Origin of the sequence: Ventosimonas gracilis, from assembly GCF_001580025.1 — a bacterium.
GTDB lineage: Bacteria > Pseudomonadota > Gammaproteobacteria > Pseudomonadales > Pseudomonadaceae > Ventosimonas > Ventosimonas gracilis.
The window spans coordinates 19,241-43,527 of the sequence record NZ_LSZO01000124.1 but is presented as its reverse complement, the minus strand read 5'-3'; the positions used below and the strand labels follow the sequence as shown (position 1 = coordinate 43,527).

General features: G+C 57.4%; 24 protein-coding genes and 2 tRNA genes. 12 read left to right on the top strand and 14 right to left on the bottom strand.

From position 1 onward, the window contains the following. Positions 1–148: 148 nt before the first annotated feature. Together AXE65_RS05605 and AXE65_RS05600 are read right to left on the bottom strand one after the other, a co-directional pair. Positions 149–709 carry a peptidylprolyl isomerase gene (locus AXE65_RS05605; RefSeq protein ID WP_068389274.1) on the bottom strand — a complete coding sequence of 187 codons (561 nt, stop codon included), beginning with the start codon at positions 707–709 and terminating at the stop codon, positions 149–151. A 15-nt stretch (positions 710–724) separates the two neighbouring features. Continuing rightward, positions 725–1,624 carry a LysR family transcriptional regulator gene (locus AXE65_RS05600; protein WP_068389271.1) on the bottom strand — a complete coding sequence of 300 codons (900 nt, stop codon included), beginning with the start codon at positions 1,622–1,624 and terminating at the stop codon, positions 725–727. A gap of 142 nt (positions 1,625–1,766) precedes the next feature. Here AXE65_RS05600 and fpr point away from each other — a divergent pair, with 142 nt between their 5' ends. Then, a complete protein-coding gene (gene fpr / locus AXE65_RS05595) occupies positions 1,767–2,546 on the top strand; it encodes a ferredoxin-NADP reductase (protein WP_068389269.1) in 780 nt (259 codons plus the stop codon). Here fpr and tsaA read toward each other — a convergent pair whose 3' ends face one another. Beyond that, entirely contained in the window at positions 2,547–3,284 is a 738-nt protein-coding gene (gene tsaA / locus AXE65_RS05590; RefSeq protein ID WP_068389266.1) for a tRNA (N6-threonylcarbamoyladenosine(37)-N6)-methyltransferase TrmO, read from the bottom strand. 56 nt (positions 3,285–3,340) lie between these two features. On the opposite strand from tsaA, the gene AXE65_RS05585 reads away from it, so the two are divergent. The 4 genes from AXE65_RS05585 to AXE65_RS05570 are packed head-to-tail and all read left to right on the top strand — an operon-like array spanning position 3,341 to position 6,346. Further along, on the top strand, positions 3,341–4,492 hold the full coding sequence (locus AXE65_RS05585; protein WP_068389261.1) for a serine hydrolase domain-containing protein: 1,152 nt from the start codon (positions 3,341–3,343) through the stop codon (positions 4,490–4,492). Positions 4,493–4,510: 18 nt separating this feature from the next. Further along, positions 4,511–5,146, top strand: a complete 636-nt coding sequence (locus tag AXE65_RS05580; RefSeq protein ID WP_068389258.1) for an OmpA family protein — start codon at positions 4,511–4,513, stop codon at positions 5,144–5,146. Between the two features lie 11 nt (positions 5,147–5,157). Beyond that, on the top strand, positions 5,158–5,817 hold the full coding sequence (pdxH, locus tag AXE65_RS05575; protein ID WP_068389256.1) for a pyridoxamine 5'-phosphate oxidase: 660 nt from the start codon (positions 5,158–5,160) through the stop codon (positions 5,815–5,817). 55 nt (positions 5,818–5,872) lie between these two features. After that, positions 5,873–6,346: an outer membrane lipoprotein gene (locus tag AXE65_RS05570; protein WP_068389254.1), complete on the top strand. Its 474-nt coding sequence runs from the start codon at positions 5,873–5,875 to the stop codon at positions 6,344–6,346. A gap of 91 nt (positions 6,347–6,437) precedes the next feature. On the opposite strand, the gene AXE65_RS05565 is transcribed toward AXE65_RS05570, so the two are convergent. The 6 genes from AXE65_RS05565 to radA all read right to left on the bottom strand — a co-directional run bounded on the left by AXE65_RS05565 (position 6,438) and on the right by radA (position 12,263). After that, complete coding sequence (locus AXE65_RS05565) at positions 6,438–6,653, bottom strand: bacterioferritin-associated ferredoxin (protein WP_068389252.1); 216 nt, start codon at positions 6,651–6,653, stop codon at positions 6,438–6,440. A gap of 117 nt (positions 6,654–6,770) precedes the next feature. After that, complete coding sequence (gene rnt, locus AXE65_RS05560; protein WP_239685035.1) at positions 6,771–7,403, bottom strand: ribonuclease T; 633 nt, start codon at positions 7,401–7,403, stop codon at positions 6,771–6,773. Then, complete coding sequence (pyrC, locus tag AXE65_RS05555; protein WP_068389277.1) at positions 7,393–8,445, bottom strand: dihydroorotase; 1,053 nt, start codon at positions 8,443–8,445, stop codon at positions 7,393–7,395. The genes rnt and pyrC overlap by 11 nt, the downstream gene beginning before the upstream one ends. 70 nt (positions 8,446–8,515) lie before the next feature. Next, positions 8,516–8,719 carry a YbdD/YjiX family protein gene (locus tag AXE65_RS05550; protein WP_068389248.1) on the bottom strand — a complete coding sequence of 68 codons (204 nt, stop codon included), beginning with the start codon at positions 8,717–8,719 and terminating at the stop codon, positions 8,516–8,518. A gap of 1 nt (position 8,720) precedes the next feature. Further along, positions 8,721–10,802: a carbon starvation CstA family protein gene (locus AXE65_RS05545; protein WP_068389246.1), complete on the bottom strand. Its 2,082-nt coding sequence runs from the start codon at positions 10,800–10,802 to the stop codon at positions 8,721–8,723. Between the two features lie 90 nt (positions 10,803–10,892). Next, complete coding sequence (gene radA, locus AXE65_RS05540) at positions 10,893–12,263, bottom strand: DNA repair protein RadA (RefSeq protein ID WP_068389244.1); 1,371 nt, start codon at positions 12,261–12,263, stop codon at positions 10,893–10,895. 80 nt (positions 12,264–12,343) lie between these two features. On the opposite strand from radA, the gene AXE65_RS05535 reads away from it, so the two are divergent. The 3 genes from AXE65_RS05535 to AXE65_RS05525 all read left to right on the top strand — a co-directional run bounded on the left by AXE65_RS05535 (position 12,344) and on the right by AXE65_RS05525 (position 14,016). Beyond that, positions 12,344–12,541 (top strand): hypothetical protein, encoded by a 198-nt coding sequence (locus AXE65_RS05535; RefSeq protein WP_068389241.1) that lies wholly within the window; start codon positions 12,344–12,346, stop codon positions 12,539–12,541. 22 nt (positions 12,542–12,563) lie between these two features. Further along, complete coding sequence (fabI, locus tag AXE65_RS05530; RefSeq protein ID WP_068389238.1) at positions 12,564–13,361, top strand: enoyl-ACP reductase FabI; 798 nt, start codon at positions 12,564–12,566, stop codon at positions 13,359–13,361. A gap of 109 nt (positions 13,362–13,470) precedes the next feature. Then, a complete protein-coding gene (locus AXE65_RS05525) occupies positions 13,471–14,016 on the top strand; it encodes a glutathione peroxidase (protein WP_068389235.1) in 546 nt (181 codons plus the stop codon). 48 nt (positions 14,017–14,064) lie between these two features. Here AXE65_RS05525 and rne read toward each other — a convergent pair whose 3' ends face one another. Beyond that, positions 14,065–17,007: a ribonuclease E gene (gene rne / locus AXE65_RS05520; RefSeq protein ID WP_068389231.1), complete on the bottom strand. Its 2,943-nt coding sequence runs from the start codon at positions 17,005–17,007 to the stop codon at positions 14,065–14,067. 498 nt (positions 17,008–17,505) lie between these two features. Between rne and rluC the strand changes: the two genes are divergently transcribed. From rluC to AXE65_RS05500, 4 genes are all read left to right on the top strand, one after another. Continuing rightward, entirely contained in the window at positions 17,506–18,486 is a 981-nt protein-coding gene (gene rluC, locus AXE65_RS05515) for a 23S rRNA pseudouridine(955/2504/2580) synthase RluC (protein WP_068389229.1), read from the top strand. 54 nt (positions 18,487–18,540) lie between these two features. Beyond that, positions 18,541–19,536, top strand: a complete 996-nt coding sequence (locus AXE65_RS05510) for a S49 family peptidase (RefSeq protein ID WP_068389227.1) — start codon at positions 18,541–18,543, stop codon at positions 19,534–19,536. Between the two features lie 62 nt (positions 19,537–19,598). Beyond that, a complete protein-coding gene (gene ubiG / locus AXE65_RS05505) occupies positions 19,599–20,297 on the top strand; it encodes a bifunctional 2-polyprenyl-6-hydroxyphenol methylase/3-demethylubiquinol 3-O-methyltransferase UbiG (protein WP_068389225.1) in 699 nt (232 codons plus the stop codon). Further along, positions 20,297–20,956 carry an HAD-IA family hydrolase gene (locus AXE65_RS05500; RefSeq protein WP_068389222.1) on the top strand — a complete coding sequence of 220 codons (660 nt, stop codon included), beginning with the start codon at positions 20,297–20,299 and terminating at the stop codon, positions 20,954–20,956. The genes ubiG and AXE65_RS05500 overlap by 1 nt, the downstream gene beginning before the upstream one ends. Positions 20,957–20,991: 35 nt before the next feature. Here AXE65_RS05500 and AXE65_RS05495 read toward each other — a convergent pair. The 4 genes from AXE65_RS05495 to odhB form a co-directional block, all read right to left on the bottom strand. Continuing rightward, positions 20,992–21,068, bottom strand: a tRNA-Asp gene (locus AXE65_RS05495). Between the two features lie 12 nt (positions 21,069–21,080). Further along, a tRNA-Val gene (locus tag AXE65_RS05490) sits at positions 21,081–21,156 on the bottom strand. 388 nt (positions 21,157–21,544) lie between these two features. After that, positions 21,545–22,975, bottom strand: coding sequence for a dihydrolipoyl dehydrogenase (lpdA, locus tag AXE65_RS05485; RefSeq protein WP_068389219.1), 1,431 nt, complete (start codon positions 22,973–22,975; stop codon positions 21,545–21,547). A 9-nt stretch (positions 22,976–22,984) separates the two neighbouring features. After that, complete coding sequence (gene odhB, locus AXE65_RS05480; protein ID WP_068389209.1) at positions 22,985–24,205, bottom strand: 2-oxoglutarate dehydrogenase complex dihydrolipoyllysine-residue succinyltransferase; 1,221 nt, start codon at positions 24,203–24,205, stop codon at positions 22,985–22,987. Between the last annotated feature and the right edge of the window lie 82 nt (positions 24,206–24,287).

The following is a 24,287-nucleotide window of genomic DNA, read 5'->3' as shown; positions in this document are numbered from 1 at the left end:
CGAACGTTTGAAGTACCTATTTTTACCAGTCATATCAGGAAGTTATCATGCCATAAAAACATGTTTGCTTCCTAAGACCCATTATTATTGTATTTAAAGACAGCTCTTCCCTCTCCCGCAAGCGGGAGAGGGCGTCAATCAATCCCGCTTATTGCAGCTTTTTTGCCGTGCGAATCAGCACGGTCTGGCTCGGTACGTCGGCCATGCCACTGCGCAAGCCGGTCGGCACTTTAGCGATTTTATCGACCACTTCCATACCGCGTATTACGCGACCAAATACCGTGTAACCCGGTTTGCCTGCTTTGCCATTGAGGTAGGCGTTATCGACCAGATTGATAAAGAACTGGCTGGTCGCTGAATGCGGGTCTGCGGTACGCGCATAGGCGATAGTGCCGCGTCGATTGGCAAGGCCGTTTTGGCTTTCATTTTGGATGGCGGCCAGCGCTTGCTTTGGTTGCAGGTTTTCGTCAAATCCGCCACCTTGCACCATAAACCCGGAGATAACGCGATGAAACTGCGTGCCCTGGTAAAAACCGCTGTCTACATAAGCCAGAAAATTGGCAACACTGATGGGCGCATCGGCGGCATTCAGTTCCAGTTCGATTTCGCCAAGGCTGGTGTCGAGCAGCACTCTGGGGTTTGCTGTGTCATCGGCAAAAGCGCTGAAGCCAAGCAGTAAAATAAGAGAAAACCATAGTTTTTTCAGCATGATAGATAGCCATTATCAGGGTGACGTAAGCGGATTGTTGCAGCTTTTAATCAGGCTGGCGAGGATTTGCGTGGCCGGCCCCAAGGTTTTGTCTTTGTGCGTGTAAAGGTAAAACAATTCCAGGTGGCTGCCACCTGCGACCAGTGGCAAGGGTTTGAGCAATCCGGCGGCGAGTTCGCCTTCAATTAAATGGTGCGGCAGCCAGGCAAAGCCAAGGCCATTGCTGACAAAAGCTTTTGCCGTGGCGAGGCTGCCCAGCGTCCAGCGTTGTTCCGCGCCCAGCCAACCGGCATCACGCGGGGCGGTGCTGCCGGTATCGCGGATAACCAGTTGCAGATGGCCTTCCAAATCCTGCGCACTGAGCGGGCGTTGTAATAAATGCAGCGGATGTTCGGGGTGGGCGACGGCGATAAATTCCACCGTGCCGATTTCCTCGCCCAGCCAGCCGGTGATGGCAACGCCGCTGATGGCAAGGTCGGCCATGCCTTCGCTTAGCACTTCTTCTACGCCGGAGAGCACTTCCTCGCGAAGCTTGACACGACAACCTCTGCTCTGCGGCATAAAGTCGCGCAGCACGCGCACCAGCGCGGCGAGCGGAAAGGCGGCATCGACCACCAGCCGAACTTCGGCCTCCCAGCCCTGCTCCATCTGCTGCGCCAGTTCTTCCAAGACACTGGCCTGTTTGACCAGTTGCCGCGAACGGCGCAACAGCATGGCACCGGCATCAGTCAACACGGCTTTGCGCCCTTCCAGGCGCAGCAGCGGCATGCCGAGCTGTTCTTGCAGCCTTGCCACGGTGTAACTCACGGAAGATTGCGAACGGTGCATCGCTTCAGCGGCTTGGGCAAAACCGCCCAAATCCACCACCGCTTGCAGGGTTCGCCATTGCTCAAGGGTGACGCGAGGGATTTTCATCGTTCAGGCAAGGATTTAAGTGTTATTCAAGATAGATATTCGCGTTATCATTAGCGTTCAGTTTTTTGGTGAACGCTGTGGATGCCAGCCGGATACTGTAAGTCCTACAATACCCTGTTTTTTTCAAAGAGAGTTTCCCTCTATGAGCAATATGAACGTTGAGCGCGTGCTGAGCGTGCACCATTGGAATGACACGCTGTTCAGCTTTACCTGCACACGCGACCCGGGCCTGCGTTTTGATAACGGTCAGTTTGTGATGATTGGTCTGCAACAAGAAAATGGCCGCCCGCTGATGCGTGCTTACTCGATTGCCAGCCCCAATTGGCAGGAGAATTTAGAGTTTTTCAGCATTAAAGTGCCAGACGGCCCTTTGACCTCGCGTTTGCAGCACCTCAAACCCGGCGATGAACTGATTATCAGTAAAAAGCCCACCGGCACGCTGGTGCTGGATGATTTAAACCCCGGCAAACGCCTGTATCTGCTCAGCACCGGCACCGGACTTGCGCCTTTTATGAGCGTGATTCAGGATCCGGAGACCTACGAGCGCTTTGAAAAAGTCATCCTCGTGCACGGCGTACGCTATGTGAACGAAGTGGCCTACCGCGAGTTCATCACCGAACACCTGCCGCAGAACGAATACTTCGGCGAGCAGCTTAAAGAGAAGCTGATCTATTACCCCACCGTGACCCGCGAGCCGTTTGAAAACCAAGGCCGCCTGACCGATTTAATGCGCAGCGGCAAACTGTTTGACGACATCGGCCTGCCGCCGATTAGCCCGGCCGAAGACCGCGCGATGATTTGCGGCAGCCCCAGCATGCTCGAAGAAACCAGCCAAGTGCTGGATGACTTTGGCCTTAAGATTTCCCCGCGCATGCGCGAGCCGGGTGACTATCTGATTGAACGCGCGTTTGTTGAGAAATAGTTAATCGTGACTCCCTCCCCCATCTGCGTCCGCGGGAGCGGGGGTGGGGAAAACCACTTCCAGCACGCAAATCAGCTCTGCCTCCGGATAGTGCCAGCGCACCTCCAAATCCCACAGCCGCACGCCGTAGCGCTGCGTGCTGAGTGGTTTTTGCCAAGCGGGTCTTGGATCTTGCGCAAGGCACTGCTCAATCAATTCGACGACCGGCTCAGCAAGGCGCAGCGCGTGCGCTTTAGCCTGTGCCAGCGCGGCGGCTGTCCATTCCACCGCAATCGCTTTGGGCGCGCTACTGGCGAGATGGTTGTAAACCGGCTCGCTGGGGCAGTCCGCCCAAGGCAAATAGGGCTTGATGTCCACCACCGGCGTGCCGTCGAGCAGGTCAATCGCCGACAAATACAGCCTTCCCGTCTCGATGCGCTCCAGTTTGACCAGCGACTGCCCGATACCATTCGGCCGCTGCGGTGCGCGGCTGGCAAATACGCCGATTTTCTTTTGTCCACCCAAACGCGGAGGACGAACGCGCAGATGGGTTTTGTCTTTAAGGCTTTGGTGGAATAAAAATAGCAGCCAAACATGGCTGACTTTTTGTAAGCCTTCGAGCGCACAAGGCGCGTTAAACGGCGGCAATAATTCCAGCACAGCACGTGCGGCTGGGGCGAGCTGCGGCTGTCTTGGGATTATTAAACGCTGCTTAAAAGCGCAGCGGATAAAGCCAATGGGCGCTATGCTGTACGACATTTTTAAGTATTTGCGGTAGATAAACGCCGCATGCTAACTCACTTAAGGAGTGCTAAGTGCAAGTCAAAGGCCGTTTGGACCTTCGTTTTGAACCGCTCAAACAAGCATTTGCCGAACTGTTTAATAACCCACAGGAACGCGGCGCGGCGCTCTGCGTACAAATCGGCGGGCAAAGCGTGCTCGATCTTTGGGCAGGCTTTGCCGATAAAGACCGCCGTCAGGATTGGGCCGAAGATACGCTGGTCAACCTGTTCTCTTGCAGCAAAACCTTCACCGCCGTCTGCGCATTGCAATTAGTCGCTGAAGGCAAGCTGGACCTAGACAGGCCTGTTGCCCACTACTGGCCGGAATTTGCCGCCGCCGGTAAAGAACACATCAGCTTGCGGCAAATCCTCTGTCATCGCGCAGGGCTTCCCGCACTGCGTGAACTACTGCCGCCCGAAGCGCTCTACGACTGGCACACGATGACCTCGCGAGTTGCCGCTGAAGCGCCTTGGTGGATACCCGGCAGCGCACAAGGCTACGCGGCCATTACTTATGGCTGGCTGGTCGGCGAACTGATCAGGCGAGTCGATGGACGCAGCCCAGGCCAATCCATTGGCGCACGGATTGCCCGCCCGCTGGGCCTGGATTTTTATCTGGGTACGCCTGCGCACGAATTTTCGCGCATTGCCCATGTTGCAAGAGCCAAAGGCAATCTGGGCGATGCCGCCGCGCAGCGCTTGCTTAAATGCATGATGACGCAGCCACAGGCGCTTTCCACCCGCGCCTTTGCCAATCCGCCGTCGATCATGACCAGCACCAACAAACCCGAGTGGCGGCGCATGGAGCAGCCCGCCGCCAACGGCCACGGCAACGCCCGCACGCTGGCGAGTTTTTTTAGCGCACTGCTCGATGATCGCCTGTTACCGGCTGAACTGCTCGCCGAAATGACCCGCGAGCACAGCCAAGGCGAAGATTTAACCTTGTTGACAGAAACCCGTTTTGCTCTGGGCTGCCTGCTCGACCAACCGATGCTGCCGAACGCCACCTATGGCGCGAGCAGCAAAGCCTTCGGCCACCCCGGCGCGGGCGGCAGCATCGGCTTTGCTGACCCTGAATATGAGCTTGGTTTTGGCTTTGTCTGCAATACCCTTGGCCCTTATATCCTGATGGATCCCAGAACACAGCAACTCGTTCGAGTGCTGATGGATTGTCTTCATTCCTAACTGAAAACGGAGTTTCTTTTGATTAACAAAACACTGCCTTTGGCACTGATTTGCGCCTTGCTGTTGGCGAGTTGCAGCAGCGGCCCCAGCGAAGAACAACTGGCCGCCGCCAGAGCCGCCGACGAGCAAGCGGCGCTGGCGCAATGGCGTTTGCTGGAACAACAGAAAACACGGACGTTTTTGGATGTCTACGAGCTGCGCTTGCGGCCACTGGTCAGTGAAAACGGTCTGGAACTGGAACGACGCGAAGAGTTGCTGTCCATCAGCATTCCGGTGGACAGCTACTTCAACGTCAAGCGGCAAGCCAATACCCTGCTGCCGGTTGCCTTGCCACGTATCAACGAGCTGGTGCGCCTGCTGCAAGAAGACGCAGAAAGCGGCGTATTGATTTTGGGGCATCTTGACCCCGAACAGGTCGAGAAAACCCCAAAACTGAGCGCCCAGCAGGCACAAGCGGTAGCGTCGATATTTCGCTTAAGCGGTTTTGGCCGCGGTCGGGCGCTGTTTAAAGGCGTAGGTGCGGACATGCCACGAGCCGCCAATGACGACTTGGAAGCGCGCAAACTCAACCGCCGGGTCGAGCTGCTGCTGACCCGGCAAAGCGTTTTGCCCCATATACTTCGCCAATACAGCCAATCCCAACTACTTGAATAAGGAACGCCGCCATGCCGCAGTCCCTCAAACCGTCCCTGGCCGACATGCGCCGCGACTACACCAAGGACGGCCTGAACGAAGCCGATGCACCCGCAGGGCCGCTCGCCCTGTTCCAGCAATGGTTTGACCAGGCTTGCAAAACCGAACAACTACCCATTGAGCCTAACGCGATGAGCCTTGCCACGGTGGACGCACAGGGCAGGCCGCACTGCCGCACCGTATTGCTTAAAGGCTTTGATAAAAAAGGCTTTAGCTTTTTTGGCAACTACCAAAGCGCCAAGGGGCAGCAACTTGTGGCAAATCCGCTGGCAGCGCTTTGCCTGTTTTGGCCGACACTGGAACGCCAAGTACGGATTGAAGGCCAGGTCGAGCGGCTAACGCCTGAGGAATCCGATGCGTATTTCCACAGCCGCCCGCTGGGCAGCCGCATTGGGGCTTGGGCTTCGCCGCAAAGCCAAATGATTGCCAGCCGCGAAGTCTTGCAAAGGCAACTGACCGAAACCGAGCAGCGCTTTGCCAGCGATGATCCACCACGCCCGCCGCATTGGGGCGGCTGGCGCTTGCTGCCTGACTGCATCGAATTCTGGCAAGGCCGCGCCAGCCGCCTGCACGACCGCCTGCGTTATCGCTTAAACGGCGAAAAGTGGCTGCGCGAAAGGCTTGCACCCTAGCGAACCAAAACGCCGATAGGCTTGTCTAATCCGCAACGTTTTAAGGAGAATTTCCATGCTTGGACTTCGCACATTAGCGGCTGGTTTTGTTGCACTACTCCTGATAACCGGCTGCCAATCCAATCTGGGTGGCGGCACGTACAGCCGAGATGACGCACGGCAGGTACAAAAAGTACAGATGGGCACCATCGTCGCCTTAAGGCCGGTAGAGATTGAAGGCACCAAAACGCCGATAGGCTCAGGTGCCGGTGCAGCCATTGGCGGTATTGGCGGCAGCACCTTGGGTGGCGGTCGTGGCAGTTTGGTGATGGCGGTTATCGGTGCAGTAGCGGGCGGTCTGTTGGGTGCAGCAGCAGAAGAAGGCTTAACCCGTGTGCACGGCGTAGAAATTACTGTGCGCGAGGACAACGGTGCAGTGCGAGCCTATGTGCAACAGGTCGAGAAAGACGAGATTTTCCGCGTCGGCGACCGCGTGCGCATCATGAGCGTGAACGGCAACAGCCGCGTGACTACGGAAGGCGCTTACTAGCTCCACCCGTCGCCCTTTTATGGAAGAAGGCAAGGTCTTAAAACGCAAAACGCCCGCTGCATGGCGGGCGTTTCAGTCTGTGACAAGTCCTTTAGGCAAGTGCAAAAAACAGGCTGCTGGAAGCCGATTGTTCGGCGGCGATTTCGCGTTGGGTTTCGCGCAGCAGCTGTTTGGCGCTGCGCGCACATTTGCCGCATTGGCTGGCAACGCCCAAGCGGCTACGCAGTTCACGAAAATTGGCGCAGCCTTGGTGCACCGCTTGGCGGATTTGGTTGTCGGTAACGCCTTGGCAGAGACAAACGTACATGGCAGTTCGCGGCTAACTAAACGGATAGCCGCGATACTAGTGATATTGCGAATGCTTGTCAAAGATTGTTTGATGCTGCTTCGTATTCTTTGCTTTGTTGTCGGTTATTGTGGTCGGTTATTCACCGTCCAGCCAGCCGCCCAATTCCTTCCAGCGATTGACCACCGCGCAGAACAGTTCGGCGGTTTTTTCCGTGTCGTAACGCGCCGAATGCGCTTGCTCTTTATCAAAAGCAATCCCCGCCGCTTCGCAGGCTTTGGCGAGCACGGTTTGCCCGTAGGCAAGACCGGCCAGGGTTGCGGTATCAAAGCTGGAAAACGGGTGAAACGGGTTACGCTTAATGGCGCAGCGCAAGACCGCCGCGTTGACGAAAGAGAGGTCAAAATGGCTGTTGTGACCGACCAAAATCGCGCGTTTACAGCCTGTGGATTTAACCGCTTTGCGCACGCTGCGAAATATCTCATTCAGCGCGTGCTCTTCGTCCACCGCCATGCGCAGCGGATGGCCTAAGCGAATACCGGTAAAGTCGAGCGCCGCCTGCTCGATATTGGCACCGGCAAAAGGCTCGACACGGAAAAACAAGCTGTGCGCCGGGCATAAAAAGCCGCTTTCGTCCATGTCCAGGCAAGTGGCGGCCACTTCTAAGAGTGCATCGGTTTGACTGTTAAAGCCGCCGGTTTCCACGTCCACCACGACCGGCAGATAGCCGCGAAAACGTGCGGCTATCGGCGATTTGAAGTCATCTGTCACAAGGCTGCTCCAACAAGCGCCAATTTAGGGTTTCCCCGGCACGCAGCGGGATAAGGCAATGGCTGTCAAAAGGCAGGATGGCGGGTGCCGTCCAGGGTTCGCGCACCAGTGTGATGGTTTGGCGATTGTGCGCCAAGCCGTAAAAATCCGCGCCAAAGCGGCTGGCAAAGCCTTCGAGCTTAGCCAGTGCAGCGCGCTGCTCAAACGCCTCGGCGTACAGTTCAATGGCCGCATAAGCCGTGTAGCAACCGGCGCAGCCGCAGGCGGTTTCTTTGGTGTGGCGGGCGTGCGGGGCAGAATCCGTGCCTAAAAAGAACTTCGGATTGCCGCTGGTCGCCGCATCCAGCAAAGCCTCTTGATGGACATTACGTTTTAATATCGGAAGGCAATAAAAGTGCGGGCGAATGCCGCCAGCGAGCATATGGTTACGGTTGTACAGCAGATGATGCGCGGTAATGGTCGCGCCGACCGTATCCGGCGCCGCGCGAACAAAAGCCGCCGCATCAGCCGTGGTGATATGTTCAAAAACGATTTTCAGGCCGGGAAAACGTTCAACCACGCGGCTTAACTGCTCGTCGATAAAGCGCTTTTCACGGTCAAAAATATCCACCTCAGCTCGGGTAACTTCACCGTGTAGCAACAGTGGCAGACCCACTTCGCTCATCACTTCCAGCACCGCAAAGATATGGTCGATTTGCGTGACACCAGCGGCGGAATGAGTGGTTGCGCCCGCCGGATAAAGCTTGGCGGCGTGGACAAAGCCGCTCGCCTTGGCGCTGCGGATTTCATCCGGCGAAGTGTTATCGGTGAGATAAAGCACCATCAGCGGCTCAAACGTACTGCCGGTGGGTCTTGCCGCCAAAATACGCTGCCGATAGGCCGCCGCCTGCTGCACAGTGCAGACCGGCGGCAGCAGATTGGGCATCACAATGGCACGGGCAAATACGCGGGCGGCATCAGCCACGGTAAAGGGCAGCAGTTCGCCGTCGCGCAGATGGATATGCCAATCATCCGGGCGCAGCAGGGTTAAGCGTTCGGTCACATCAATGATCTTAAGGCGAAAGCTACGCATGGTAGCGAAAAAGCCCCTGCTCGGGGCTTGTCCTGGATTTTTAGCAGCAACGAACTGGACTGCCCTTGCCGCCGCCGTAGCGTGCCTGCTGGCGTTCGCGGAAAAATGCCTCGCGGCTCATTACCGGCAGTTCCGGATGTTTTTCCGCCATATGCCGCAGATAGTTGTCGTAATCCGGCATGCCCACCATCAAATGCGCGGTTTGCTGTAAACCTTTGCTTAAGCTGTGCAGCAGTCCTGCCATATCAAACAGCCTCCGCTTGCGCCCGCCAAGGCAGCTCGCAATCACTGCGCTCGCTTTGCCTAAGCGCTTTGACCGAGGTTTTTACCGCGTAAATCAGCACAAACAGCACCACGGACAAAAACAGTACGGTCAATGCGGCGTTGGTGTAAGCGTTAAAAACGATGCTGTGCATTTGCGCCGCGTTCTTCGCCGGAGCGAGCAACAGGCCTTGCGACAGTGCCTCCTGGTATTTATGCGCGAGTGCGATAAAGCCCACGGCAGGATTAGTATCAAACAACTTGATCAATCCAGCGCTGCTGGTGCAAATCAACAGCCATAACGCGGGCAACGCAGTGACCCAAGCGTAGCGCTGGCGTTTGGCCTTAAACAGCAGCACAGTACCTAACATCAGCGCAATCGCCGCAAGCATCTGGTTGGAGATGCCAAACAGCGGCCACAGTGTATTGACCCCACCCAGCGGGTCGACCACGCCTTGATAGAGCAACCAGCCCCAAAGCCCGACACAACCGGCGGTCGCCAGCATATTGGCGAACCAGGATTCGGTATTGCGCAAGGCCGGAACAAAGTTGCCGAGCAAATCCTGCAACATAAAGCGTCCGGCGCGCGTGCCGGCGTCCACCGCCGTCAAAATAAACAGCGCCTCGAACAAAATGGCGAAGTGATACCAAAACGCCATGGTATTTTCCCCAGGCAGCACACTGTGGAAGATTTGCGCAATGCCTACCGCCAGTGTCGGCGCACCACCGGCGCGGGCTAGCACGGTGGTTTCGCCAATCTCGCGCGCGCTTTCAGTCAGTTGCTCTGGACTGATCACAAAGCCCCACTGGCTGATCGTTGCCGCAGCGCTGGTGACGTCCGCGCCGACCACGGCGGGCGGGCTGTTCATGGCAAAGTACAGCCCAGGCTCAATCACTGATGCAGCCACCATCGCCATAATGGCGACAAAGGACTCCATCAGCATGCCGCCGTAGCCGATGTAGGGCGCATCGCCTTCATTCGCCAGCATCTTCGGTGTCGTGCCGGAACTAATCAGCGCGTGAAAGCCCGATACCGCGCCGCAGGCAATGGTGATAAAGAGAAACGGAAACAGGCTGCCTTTCCACACAGGACCTGTGCCATCGACAAACTGGGTAAGCGCGGGCATTTTCATCTCGGGCATAACAATCAAAATGCCAATCGCCAAGCCCAAAATCGTGCCGACTTTCAAAAAGGTCGATAGGTAATCGCGCGGCGCCAAAATCAGCCAGACCGGCAGCACAGCGGCGACAAAGCCGTAACCTATCAGCATCCAGGTGATTTGCTCGCCGCTAAAGGTAAAGCGCGGCCCCCAGATGGGGTCTGCCGCCACCACGCCGCCCAGCCAGATGGAGGCAAGCAGCAGCGCAATGCCAATCAGCGAAATCTCGCCAATGCGCCCCGGCCGCAGCCAGCGCATATACAGCCCCATAAAGACCGCAATAGGTAAGGTGGCGATCACGGTAAACATGCCCCACGGGCTTTGCGCCAGCGCCTTGACCACAATCAGCGCGAGCACCGCAAGCAGCAGCACCATAATCATAAAGCAGCCAAACAGCGCGACCGTGCCGGGCACCCGCCCCATTTCCTCGCGCACCATATCGCCGAGCGAACGCGCATTACGGCGGCTGGAGAAAAACAACACGGTAAAGTCCTGCACTGCCCCTGCCAGCACTACGCCCGCAATCAGCCAGAGCGTGCCGGGCAGATAGCCCATTTGCGCGGCAAGTACCGGCCCCACCAACGGCCCGGCACCGGCAATCGCAGCAAAGTGATGACCAAACAGCACATGGCGATTGGTCGGCACATAGTCCAGCCCGTCATTGTTCAGCACAGCGGGCGTGGCGCGGGTCGGATCAATGCCCAGCACGCGCCGCGCGATAAATAACGCGTAATAACGGTAGGCGACGAGATAAATGCCGACCGCGGCAGTGACCAACCACAGCGCGTTAATCGGCTCGCCACGGCGCAAAGCAATCACACCAAGCGCTGCCCCGCCCATCAGGGCGAGCAACAACCAAGGCAGGTGATGGGTTAAGCGTTGCAGAAAACTGTTGTTTTGTTTCATAAGAGTTCTTAGGCAGAAGCAATAGATTTGTAAGGTTAATCAATCAGTTGATAAAAAACCAGCAAAGCAGGCGAACGAGCCGTGTCGCCCCTAGTCAAACAATGCTTCCAACGCCTCGCCAAGTCTTGTCACTGGTATCAGGGTAAAGCCTGGCGGGGCGGTTTTTGGCGCGTTGGCTTTGGGGATGATGGCGCGTTTAAAGCCGTGTTTGGCGGCTTCTTTTAAACGCTCCTGACCGCTTGGTACCGGGCGCACTTCACCGGATAAGCCGACTTCGCCGAACACCAGTAAATCCTGCGACAGCGGCTTAGCATGCAGGCTGGAAACCACGGCCGCGAGCAACGCCAAATCGGCGGCGGTTTCCAGCACTTTGACCCCGCCGACCACGTTTAAAAAAACGTCTTGGTCGTAGCTGGCAATGCCGCCGTGCCGGTGCAGTACGGCGAGCAACATGGCAAGGCGGTTGGGGTCTAGGCCAAGGCTGACCCGTCTGGGATTGCCCAAGTGACTGCTATCGACCAACGCCTGCACCTCGACCAACAGCGGGCGAGTGCCTTCCCAAGTCGCCATAACCACGCTGCCGGGCACATCGCCACCACTGCGCGTTAAAAAAATCGCCGATGGGTTGGCGACTTCTTTTAAGCCCTTGTCGGTCATGCCAAATACGCCCAATTCATTGACCGCGCCAAAGCGATTTTTTACCGCGCGCAACAGGCGCAGCCTGCCGTCCGCCTCGCCCTCAAAATAGAGCACGGTATCGACCATATGCTCAAGCACGCGCGGCCCGGCCAGTGCGCCCTCTTTAGTGACATGGCCGACCAAAAATATCGCCGTACCGCTTTGTTTGGCGTAGCGCACCAGCAGCGCGGTGCTTTCGCGCACTTGCGCAACGCCGCCGGGCGCGGACTGCAACTGTTCGGTAAAAATGGTCTGGATGGAGTCAATCACCATCACTCGCGGACGCTCGCGCTTGGCCGTTGCAATAATGGTTTCGATGCAGGTTTCGGTCATCACCTTAAGGCGCTCTTGTGGTAACTCCAGCCTGCGCGCGCGCATGGCGACCTGCTGCTGCGACTCTTCACCGGTGACATAGAGCGCCGCAAGCTGCTCAGCCAAAGCGCACAAGGTTTGCAGCAAGATGGTGGACTTGCCGATGCCCGGATCGCCACCAATCAGTACCACCGAACCATCCACCAAACCACCGCCCAACACGCGGTCAAGCTCCTTGGACTGGGTAGAAAATCGAGGCGTTTGTAGCACGCTGACTTCGGAAAGCGTCTTAACCTCAGCGACAGTGCCCGTCCAACCGCTGCGCTTGCCGCTGGCACCGCTTACCGGCGCGGACGTTTCCAAGGTTTCAACCAGCGTATTCCACGCACCACAATCGGGGCATTGCCCCGCCCATTTGGGAAAGGTTGAGCCGCATTCGCTACAGCCGTAAATACGTTTGGCCTTGGCCATCTTGTTTCTCAGGGATAAAAAAGGCACCAATCATAACAAGGCTGGCGTTCCCATCCTTTCTCTGCTCCCGTTTAAACGCTATGATGTGCGGCACTTTTTCTGATTTTTCGGCCAATCTCTATCAAAAAAGCAGCCGCCAGTGGGTTAAGCCCAACGCACCGACCACGCGCTTTGCGCGGGTTGCGGCGATCTCCTTGCTGGGCGGGCTGATGCTCGCCTGCATCCTTGTACTGATGCGCACTTGGTGGCGCGAAGTGACGACGCAAATTAAATCGTGAATTTAAAAAAGGAGTGTCCCTTATGGGTTTTTTAAGTGGTAAACGCATTTTGATTGTTGGCGTAGCCAGCAAACTGTCCATTGCCTCCGGCATTGCCGCCGCCATGCACCGCGAAGGTGCTGAGCTTGCCTTTACTTATCAAAACGACAAGCTCAAAGGTCGCGTGGAAGGGTTTGCCAGCGATTGGGGTTCTTCAGCAAACTTGTGCTTTCCCTGTGATGTAGCGAGCGACAGCGATATTGAGCAGGTATTTAAAGCCTTGTCGCAGCATTGGGACGGACTGGACGGCATCGTCCATTCAGTCGGCTTTGCCCCCGGCGACCAACTGGATGGAGACTTTACCGAAGTCACCAGCCGCGAAGGTTTTCGTATCGCGCACGACATCAGCAGCTATAGCTTTGTCGCCCTCGCTCGCGCCGGTCGTGATCTCATGCAAGGCAGAAACGGCAGCCTGCTGACGCTCTCCTATCTGGGCGCTGAGCGCACCATGCCCAACTACAACGTGATGGGGCTGGCCAAGGCGAGCTTGGAAGCAGGCGTGCGTTATCTCGCCAGCAGCCTTGGCCCTTCTGGCACGCGCGTCAATGCTATTTCCGCCGGCCCCATCCGCACGCTGGCGGCTTCCGGCATTAAAAACTTCCGCAAGATGCTGGCCGCCAACGAAGCGCAAACGCCGCTTAGGCGCAATGTCTCCATTGAAGAAGTCGGCAATGCCGGGGCTTTTCTCTGCTCCGATTTAGCCTCCGGCATCAGCGGCGAAATCCTCTACGTCGATGGCGGCTTTAACACGACGGCAATGGGACAAATCAGCGAGGAATAAAAGCACCCTCCCCTCGCCCATTTTTTATGGGCGAGGGCAAGCAAACCTGCTTGCCCTCGCCTTGCAGTCGGCGTAGGGTTGCCTTTTTCCTTCACACAAGAAAAAGGCCATGAAAATTCGCTCCCTGCTCGCCATGCTACTGGCCTCTATCGGCGGCCCGGTTTTTGGTGCAGACTGCCCAATTACCCTACAAGGCGAACTGCCCAAACTGCGCAGCAATGAACTCATTGACCTGTGCCAGTTTGCCGGTAAACCACTGCTTATCGTCAATACAGCAAGCCACTGCGGTTTTACCCCACAATTTGCAGGCTTGGAAGCGCTCTATCAAAAATACAAAGACCAAGGCTTGGAAGTGATTGGCGTACCGTCCAACGACTTTAACCAAGAAGACCCCGACCTTAACAAAACCGCCGAAGTTTGCTACGTCAACTACGGTGTTACCTTCACCATGACCGAACCGCAGCCCGTCACCGGCGAGTCAGCCACCCCATTGTTTAAGCAATTAACCGCACAAAGCAGCGCCCCGCGCTGGAACTTCTACAAATACGTGGTCAGTCCGCAAGGCAAGGTATTGGCGAGCTTCGCCAGCCGCACCAAGCCGGATGACGAAAAGTTGCAGCACGTGATTGAGCAGGCGATAGCGCTAAAGCCTTAGGGTCTGCTCCCCTCACCCGCTTGCGGGAGAGGGGTTGCCGGAGCGGCGCTACGATTTGACCGCTTCAGTCTCAACGCTAACCGGCATCTCAGCGGCTTCTGCCCGCACGGGTGCGGGTTCGCTGATGCTGTGCAGGGGTGGGCGGGCGCTGTCGATATGCAACACGGCTTCGGTAATCGCACGGGCCAGCGAGGCTTTTTCGGACGCTTGCAAGGGTGGCTTATTACCCTGCTCTTGGCTTAAGGAGGGGGTCGCCGGTGCATGGACGGCCTGCTTTTTGCGCTCGGCTTCCATTCGGCGGCGCACTTCGCGCGGGTCGTTGGGCGCACGTTTGGGCGCATCCCCTATGCTGTTTTGTGGCGCCGGGCGAATGGGTTCAGCTGCGACCTCCTCTTGCACGGCGGCTATCACCGCTTCTACTGGTGGCGGCGTTTGCGCTTCAACAGCAGCGGGCAACGCCTTAGCGCTATCGGTTTCAGGCTCGATAAGATCGGCGGGCGCTGGGCGCTCTATTGCGGTTTCAGCAGGCAGTTCCTCCGCCCCCCGTGGTTGCGCCGGGTTGTTTTCATCCATTACCACGGCGACCGGTGCTTGATCCGCCTGCCCTTCGAGCGGCTCAATCAGCACGGCAGATGCGGGCGTATCGTCATGTGGATTGATAATGCGCACGATAACCGGCTCGTGTTCCTGCTCGGGGGCTTCGCTGCTGGTTTGTGCTTCGGCTTGTGCGGCGGGACTTTGCCAGCCGGGCGCAGTTTGCTGGCGCTCGCTGCGGTTGCTGCGGCGGCGCTGGCCGCGGGTGCGACGCTGTGGCCGCTCGCTGGTTTCGCGATTATCCGCAACAGTACTCGCTTCGTTCGCCTCCAGCGGTTCATCCTCACTGATGGCGGCCGACGAGGATTCTACCTCCGGCAGATTACGCGGCGGGCGAGGCCCACGGGGCGGACGAGCCGGGCGCTCTTCACGTGATTTGGCTTCGCGCACGACGACTGGGGTGACCTCGCTTTCTGCGGCGGGGAGCGCTGGACGCAGTTCACGTACCGGGGCTTCTTCTCGCGCGGTGCGTTCATGACGGCGGTGGCTTACTGTTTCTTCTTGTTGCTCGCGCGCTGGACGGGGTTTGCGCGGCTCGCGTGCTTCGCGGCTATCACGCGCTTCTTCACGACGGCGAGCGCCATTTTGCGGACGTGCCGAGCGCCGCTCGGCGTTGCGCGGCCGCTCGCCGCTTGCCGGTGACGGGGTCTGTGTGCTGGATTTTGGCTGTTCTTCCGATGCAAACAGGGAGACCAGCGAACGCACCAAGCCTTTAATCAGCCCGCCCGATGCGGGTTTGCTGACAGTCTCTGGCGCGCTGCTTGGCTCGCGAGCAGGCGCTGCGCTAGTGCCGGCGGGTGGGCGCGGCACGGATTTAATCGCCGCCTCCTGGCGCACCAGCGTGCGCGTGGCGCTGACCGAATCGTCGGCCTCGACCTCCTCGCTGCCGCTGATTTCGTAGCTTAATTGGGCATTGGAAGCCTCCGGGCTGTCGTCGCGCAGACGCTGCACTTCAAAGTGCGGGGTTTCCAGTTGTTCGGTCGGCAAAATCAGAATGCGCGTGCGGCAGCGCAGTTCGATTTTGGTCAGCCCGTTGCGTTTTTCATTGAGCAAAAAAGCGGCCACCGGAATGGGCACACGCGCGCGGACTTCGGCGGTGCGGTCTTTCAGCGCTTCTTCTTCGATCAGCCGCAAAATGGCGAGCGAGAGGGATTCCACATCGCGGATAACGCCCTGCCCGTTGCAGCGCGGGCAGACAATGCCGCTGGTTTCGCGCAAGGACGGGCGCAGCCGCTGGCGCGACATTTCCAGCAAGCCAAAGCGCGAGATACGGCCAATTTGCACGCGCGCACGGTCGGCATCCAGCGCTTCGCGCATGCGGTCTTCCACCGCGCGTTGGTTGCGCGGGGCGTTCATATCGATAAAGTCGATCACAATCAGCCCGCCAATATCGCGCAGCCTGAGTTGGCGGGCGATTTCTTCGGCGGCTTCAAGGTTGGTTTGCAGCGCGGTTTCTTCAATATCGTTGCCGCGCGTGGCACGCGCTGAGTTGATGTCGATGGAAACCAGCGCTTCGGTCGGATCAATCACAATCGAGCCGCCGGAGGGCAGTTCTACTTCGCGCTGAAAGGCGGTTTCTATCTGGCTTTCAATCTGGAAGCGGTTAAACAGCGGCACGCTGTCATCGTACAGCTTGATTTTGCTGCTGTACTGCGGCATCACCTGCTGGACAAAGGCGAGCGCTTCTTCTTGCGCGTGGGTGCTGTCAATCAGCACTTCGCCGATGTCCTGGCGTAAATAGTCGCGGATGGCACGGATGATGACGTTGGATTCCTGATAAATCAGAAACGGCGCTTTTTGGCTTTCCGCAGCTTCCTTGATGGCGTTCCACAGTTGCAACAGGTAGTCCAAATCCTGCTGCATTTCATCGCTGGAGCGGCCAATACCGGCGGTGCGCACAATCAAGCCCATGTCGGCAGGCACGTTGAGGCTGTCCAGCGCTTCGCGCAGCTCGCGCCGCTCGTCGCCTTCGATGCGCCTGGAAATACCGCCGGCACGCGGGTTGTTCGGCATCAGCACCAGATAGCGTCCGGCCAGGCTGATAAAGGTGGTGAGCGCCGCGCCCTTATTGCCGCGTTCTTCTTTATCCACCTGAACGATAATCTCTTGGCCTTCGCTTAACACCTCGCGGATATTGACGCGCCCGCCATCGGGGGATTTTTTAAAGTATTCGCGCGAGACTTCTTTCAGCGACAAAAAGCCGTGGCGTTCCGCGCCAAAATCGACAAAAGCGGCTTCCAGACTGGGTTCAATGCGCGCAATGCGGCCTTTGTAGATATTGGCTTTTTTTTGCTCGCGTGCACCGGATTCAATATCCAAGTCGTACAGCCGTTGCCCGTCTACCAGCGCAACACGCAACTCTTCCGGTTGGGTTGCGTTAATCAGCATTCTTTTCATGGGGTTGTAGTTTCCTTAAAGCGACGGAAACCACAGGTGGCACACAAGACTTTCCCATCCGGTGCAGGTGCGCGTCAGAGACCGCTTGCGGCGGTTTTCTGTGTCAAGCGGCGCAGGTTTTATCAGCCGAGCCGCGACCAACGTCTCCAAGTTTTGGAGCATCAAGCACTTTTTTAAACAGGAGGAGGAATCGGCTTTTAAGTTGTGGACACTATCGACACAAACTTAAAAGCCGTGCATCTCCACCTGCACAGAATTACTGAAAATCCATTGCCACCTGCGCTATCCATTGCAGATGGTTGATAAGCCCGTGCGCACATCTTGCGCCGTGCCTGATAATCCAATCATGTTAGGCATCGCCCAAGCGCCTGATACCCATCGGTGAGCGCCGGGCTGTGCGTTTTTCAATCTTGCGTTAAATAGCGCTTACCGTCATCAACAGCAAGCTGGGGATTGTAGCCGTTTTTTGTAAATGGCTCAATGCAGTATTATTCGCCGATGACCACTGATACCCGCGTCGCGCCATCCGTCCTGTGGCTAGACATCAGCGCAGAATTTGCCGGACAACGCATCGATAACTTCCTGCTCAGCCGCTTAAAAGGCGCGCCGCGCCCATTGATTTACCGCATCTTAAGAAGCGGCGAAGTGCGCGTGAATAAAGGCCGCATCAAGCCCGAATATCGCCTTAAAGCCGGTGACAGGCTGCGCCTGCCGCCGCTGCGCCTGCCAGCAGCGGATGAACCGGCGCCCTTGGCAAAAGGGCTGCTTGAGCGCTTGGAAGCGGCCATTATCCATGAAGACAGCGGCCTGATTGTGCTCAATAAACCCTGCGGCATTGCCGTACACGGCGGCAGCGGTCTGAATTACGGCGTCATTGAGGCACTGCGCCAATTGCGCCCGGATTGCAAAGCACTGGAATTGGTGCACCGGCTTGACCGTGATACCTCCGGCCTGTTGTTGATCGCCAAAAAACGCAGCCTGCTGCGCCATCTGCACCAGGCGCTGCGCGGCGAATTGCCGAATGGGCAAGTGGATAAGCGCTATCTGGCATTGGTAAAGGGCGATTTTCCCGCTTCGCTCAAGCAAATCGCGGTGCCGCTTTTGAAAAATACGCGGCTCTCCGGCGAGCGCATGGTGCAAGTACGAAGCGAAGGCAAACCGGCACTGACGCGCTTTAACGTTATTGAGCGCTTTGCCGATTTAGCCACTTTGATTGAAGCCCGCCCGATTACTGGCCGCACCCACCAAATCCGCGTCCATGCGCAACACGCCGGACACCCGATAGCAGGTGACGATAAATACGGCGACGCGGGCTTTACCGCACAAATCCGCGCCCTGGGTGGCAAACGCCTGTTTCTGCACGCCTTTAGGCTGCGCCTGCCATTGCCGCAAGGCGGCACGCTTGAGCTTGAAGCACCGCCCGATGCGCCCTGGCAAAACGCTTTGCAGCGTCTTACCGAACAGACGAGCAGCGACTGATATTCACCGCTACAATCCGCAGTTTTAATCATCCTTATGCTTTGGGAGCAACTAATGGAAGGCGGGAAAGAGGCATGGAAGGAAGTCAAAGAAGTCAAAGATAGCAATGACAAAAGCTGGCAACTGCTGGAAAAAGTCTTGCTGGCAGGCGTGCAGGAGCAAAAGCGTTCACGCCGCTGGGGCATCTTCTTCAAATCGCTGACTTTTATTTACTTAATCGGCGTGCTGCTGGTGTTTTCCCCACAAATGAATTTGCCCAGCGGCGCAGGCGGCAAAGGCGGCGCACACACGGCGGTGATTGAACTCAAAGGCATGATTGACAGCAGTGAACAGGCCAGCGCCGACAATATCGTCGGCAGTTTGCGCAATGCCTTTGCCGACAAAAACACCAAAGGCATCGTACTGCGCATCAACAGCCCCGGCGGCAGCCCCGTGCAGTCCGGCTATATCTACGACGAAATCCGCCGCCTGCGTGGCGAACACCCGGATACCAAACTCTACGCGGTGATTACCGACCTCGGCGCATCCGGTGCCTACTATATCGCCAGCGCCGCCGATGCCATCTACGCCGACAAAGCGAGCCTGGTGGGCTCCATCGGCGTTACGGCGGCGGGCTTTGGCTTTGTCGGTGGCATGGAAAAACTCGGTATCGAGCGGCGCACCTACACTTCCGGCGAGCACAAAGCCTTCCTCGACGCCTTTAGCCCGCAGCGTGAAGATGAAACCCGCTTCTGGCAACAGGTTTTAGGCACGGTTCACCAGCAATTTATCGACAGCGTCAAAGCCGGACGCGGCGAGCGACTTAAAGCCGATGAGCATCCAGAACTGTTCTCCGGCCTGATTTGGTCGGGTGAACAAGCGCTTGAGCTGGGCTTGATCGACGGCCTTGGTAGCACCAGTTTTGTCGCCCGTGAAGTGATCAAAGAAGAAAACATCCAAGACTTCACCCGTCAACCCAGCCCCTTGGAACGCCTAAGCCGCGGCCTCGGCACCAGCGTCGCCGAACGACTGGCGCTGTGGATGGGATTTTCCGCTCCGGCGCTGCGCTAGCTTGGGACATCCCCGCCATTGCCCTATAAACTGCCGTTTTTTGTCCCGCAGAAGGAGGCGCCATGAACAATGTGGACCGTGCGGAAATCGCCAAGTTTGACGCGCTCGCGCACCGTTGGTGGGATGCCGAGAGCGAATTTAAGCCGCTGCATGACATTAATCCGCTGCGCGTGAACTGGATTGACGAACGCGCCCAGCTTGCCGGTAAAACCGTGCTGGACGTAGGTTGCGGCGGCGGTCTATTAAGCGAGGCGATGGCGCAACGCGGCGCACAAGTGAGCGGTATTGATATGGGCGAAGCGCCGCTGGCGGTCGCGCGTCTGCACCAATTGGAATCCGGCGTATCGGTTAACTACCGGCAAATCACCGCCGAAGCACTGGCGGCTGAACAGCCTGCTGCTTTTGATGTCGTCACCTGTCTTGAGATGCTCGAACACGTACCAGACCCGCTCTCGGTGGTCGAAGCTTGTGCGCAGTTGGTGCGCCCGGGCGGACAGGTATTTTTTTCCTCCATCAACCGCAACGCCAAAGCCTTTCTGTTTGCCATAGTCGGTGCGGAATACCTGCTGCGTCTGCTGCCGCGTGGCACGCACGAATACCGCAAACTCATCCGCCCGTCCGAACTCGGCACCTGGTGCCGCGCTGCCAGGCTTGAAGTCACCGACATCAGCGGTCTTGGCTATAACCCGCTGAGCCGCCGCTACAGCATCAATCAGGATGCTTCAGTGAACTATCTGCTGGCGGCACAAAGGCTAGCCTGATGCGCATCGATGCCGTTTTGTTCGATATGGACGGCACGCTCTTGGACAGTGCGCCAGACTTTATCGCCATTTTGCAAAACATGCGCGCGGAACGCGATTTACCGCCGCTTGCGGAAAATCGTCTACGTGAAGTGATTTCCGGCGGCGCACAGGCCATGCTCTGCGCCGCTTTTAGCCTATCGCCTGAAAGCGGCGAATTAGAAACCCTTCGCGCCGATTTTTTGCAGCGCTACCAAAACCAGTGCGCGCTATTGACCCGCCCGTTTGAGGGTATTGCCTCGCTACTTAAGACGATTGAGCAACGTGGTTTGCCTTGGGGCGTGGCGACCAACAAACCACTGTGTTATGCCGCACCCATTATGCAGCAACTGGCCTTAAGCCAACGCGCCGCCGTGCTGCTCTGCCCCGACCACGTGGCAAATCCCAAACCCGCGCCGGATATGCTGCTGCTCGCCTGTAAGCAACTTAAACTGCCCGCAAGAGGCGTGCTCTATATCGGCGACGACCGCCGTGATATTGAAGCCGGTATTGCAGCAGGCATGCTCACTGCCGCAGCGCTCTGGGGCTATATCCAGGCTGAAGATAACCCCGCAGATTGGGGCGCGGACTTTCAGTTTGCGGATCCTAAGCAACTGCAATACTGGCTGGAAAATCCATAGCAATAAAAAAGCCCTGCAAAGCAGGGCTTTTAAAGTGGCGCAGCGGACGGGACTCGAACCCGCGACCCCCGGCGTGACAGGCCGGTATTCTAACCGACTGAACTACCGCTGCGAGGCACTGAAATGGTGGGTGATGACGGGTTCGAACCGCCGACCCCCTGCTTGTAAGGCAGATGCTCTACCGGCTGAGCTAATCACCCCGTCCCAGTGTGGGTGCGCATTCTAGTGGGGTAATGGCACTCTGGCAAGCGTTATTTACTGTTTTTTTACGGTTTTCCCGACCAGGGTCTGTTCCCGTTTCAAACGTGGCCGCGACGAAGGCAGATTTTTCGCGCGGCAAGGCGCGAGAAGCGAAGTTTGCTATTGCAAATGAGCGACGAGCAACACAGCAGCGCGAAAAATCTGCCCCGTCCCTTCGGGCTGCGCCCAAAATTTCGCCATACGTTGTTGCAGCATTTGTCAAGGTTGTGCACATTGCCTGCATGCTGCGCCTAGTCTGGCGAAATTTTGAGCAGCAGCGCGGCTCGCGTTTGAAACGGGAACAGACCCTAATTTCGCCCGCAAGTTTTGTCTTACGGGCGAAGGCTTTTAGCGTTTTTTGCGATTGGCGATATGGATGGCACCGCCGTTTACCGCCAGCGCGGCTTCGTGCAGGGCTTCAGATAGCGTCGGGTGGGAGAACACCATCAATCCCAAATCTTCGGCGCTGCTGCCAAATTCCATGGCAATCGCGCCCTGCTGCACCAACTCCGCCGCGGACGGGCCAATAACGTGCACGCCCAACACGCGGTCGGTTTCGGCATCGGCAATGATTTTGACAAAGCCTGCGCTTTCACCGGCGGCCATTGCACGGCCACTGGCGGCAAACGGGAAGCTGCCCACATTGACCGCTACGCCTTCGGCTTTAAGCTGCTGTTCGCTTTTGCCGACCCAAGCAATCTCTGGATGGGTGTAAATCACCGAAGGAATCAGCTCGTAGTTCATCTGCGCTTTGTGACCGGCTATACGTTCGGCGACCATCACACCCTCTTCCGAGGCTTTGTGCGCCAGCATGGCGCCGCGTACCACGTCACCAATCGCATAAACGCCCGGCACGCTGGTGCGGCAGTGGTCGTCAACAAAGATAAAGCCGCGTTCATCCAGCGTGACGCCGCTGTCGGCAGCGAGCAGGTCGGCCGTCACTGGACGGCGGCCAACGGCGACAATCAGCTTGTCAAAGACTTCGCTTTGCTCGCCGTTTGCATCGGTAAAGCTGACCGTGACCTGTTTTTTCTTCACTTGCGTGCCCATCACGCGAGCGCCCAAGCGGATATTAAGCCCTTGTTTGCTGAGCACTTTTTGCGCTTCTTTGGCAACCGCTTCATCGGCGGCCGGGAGGAATTTATCCAGCGCCTCAATCACCGTGACTTCTGCGCCCAAACGCGCCCAGACCGAACCCAGCTCCAAGCCAATCACGCCTGCGCCAATCACGCCCAGTTTTTTCGGCACGGATTGAAATTCCAGCGCACCGCTCGAATCGACGATAACCTCTTGGTCAACCGGCGCGGGGGGAATTTCCACCGGTGCGGAACCTGCGGCAATAATCACGTTTTCGGCTTCCAGCACTTGACTGCTATCGCCACAAGTGACTTCGACACGTTTGCCGGACAGCAACTTGCCATGACCTTCGACCAGCGTTACGCCATTGGCTTTAAACAACCCGGCAATGCCGCCGGTGAGGTTTTTAACGATTTGCGCTTTGCGCGCAATCATGGCCGGTACGTCAATGCTTAACCCTTTGGCTTCAATGCCGTGCGCTTTAAAGGCGGTTTCGGCTTCGTGGTATTTCCACGAACTGTCCAGCAGGGCTTTGGACGGAATACAGCCAACATTAAGGCAAGTGCCGCCTAATGCGGTTTTGCCGTCCTTGTCTTGGTATTTTTCGACACAGGCGGTTTTAAGCCCCAATTGCGCGGCTTTAATCGCGGCGACATAACCGCCAGGGCCTGCCCCAATGACTACTACATCAAACTTTTTCATGACTTGTCCTCAAATATCCAGCAACAAACGCGCCGGGTCTTCCAGCAGGTCTTTAATCGTAACCAAGAACGTTACCGCTTCTTTGCCGTCAATCAGGCGGTGGTCATAAGACAGCGCAAGGTACATCATCGGCAAGATAACCACTTGGCCGTTGACCGCCATGGGCCGTTCCTGGATTTTGTGCATGCCCAAAATAGCCGTTTGCGGCGGATTGACGATGGGCGTGGAGAGCAGCGAACCGAACACGCCGCCGTTGGAGATGGTAAAGGTGCCGCCTTGCATTTCCTCAATGGAGAGCTTGCCATCGCGCGCTTTTTTGCCGAAATTGGCGATACCGCCTTCAATTTCTGCAAGGCTCATTTGCTCGGCATTGCGCAGCACCGGCACGACCAGTCCACGGTCGCTGGAAACCGCCACGCCAATATCCTGATAGCCGTGGTAGACAATATCGTTACCGTCGATGGAGGCATTAACGCCAGGCTGGCGTTTGAGCGCTTCCACCGCCGCCTTGACGAAAAACGACATAAAGCCCAAGCGCACGCCGTCGTGTTTTTTCTCGAACAAATCCTTGTATTTACTGCGCAGCGCCATAATCGGCTGCATATTGACCTCGTTAAAAGTGGTCAACATCGCCATTGAGGACTGCGCCTCTACCAGACGCTCGGCGACTTTGGCACGCAGACGGGTCATTGGCACGCGCTTTTCTACCCGCTCGCCTTGGGCAAACAGTGGCGCATCGGCGGCGGCCGCAGGCGCTTTCTCGGGGGCGGCGGGCGGCGACTTCGCGCCGGACTGGATAGCCGCGAGCACATCTTCCTTGGTAATGCGCCCGTCTTTGCCGCTGCCTTGGAGCGTTTCGGCAGACAAGCCGTGTTCTAAAACGAGTTTACGCGCGGCGGGGGAAAGCAGGGCTTCTGCTTGACCGGCACCACTTCCCGTTTGTGCCGCCGACGCGGCAGAAGCCGTGGCGGCGGGCGGCGGCGCGGCGCTCGCGCCTTCATTTAAGCTGCCCAGATGTTCGCCGCTTAACACGGTATCGCCTTCGTGCTTGTGGATTTCGCCCAGCACGCCATCGGCTTCGGCGAGCACTTCCATGACGACTTTGTCGGTTTCAATATCCACCAACAGTTCATCACGCTTAACGGCATCGCCCGGCTTTTTATACCAAGTGGCAATGCTGCCATCGGCAACTGATTCGGGAAAAGCAGGGGCTTTAATGGGAATGGCCATTTGAGTTTCAGGTTCCTTGCTATGCGGTCTTTAAGTGGGAGGGGAACGGGGTCATTATCGCAGATAAGCTACCCGTTGCAGG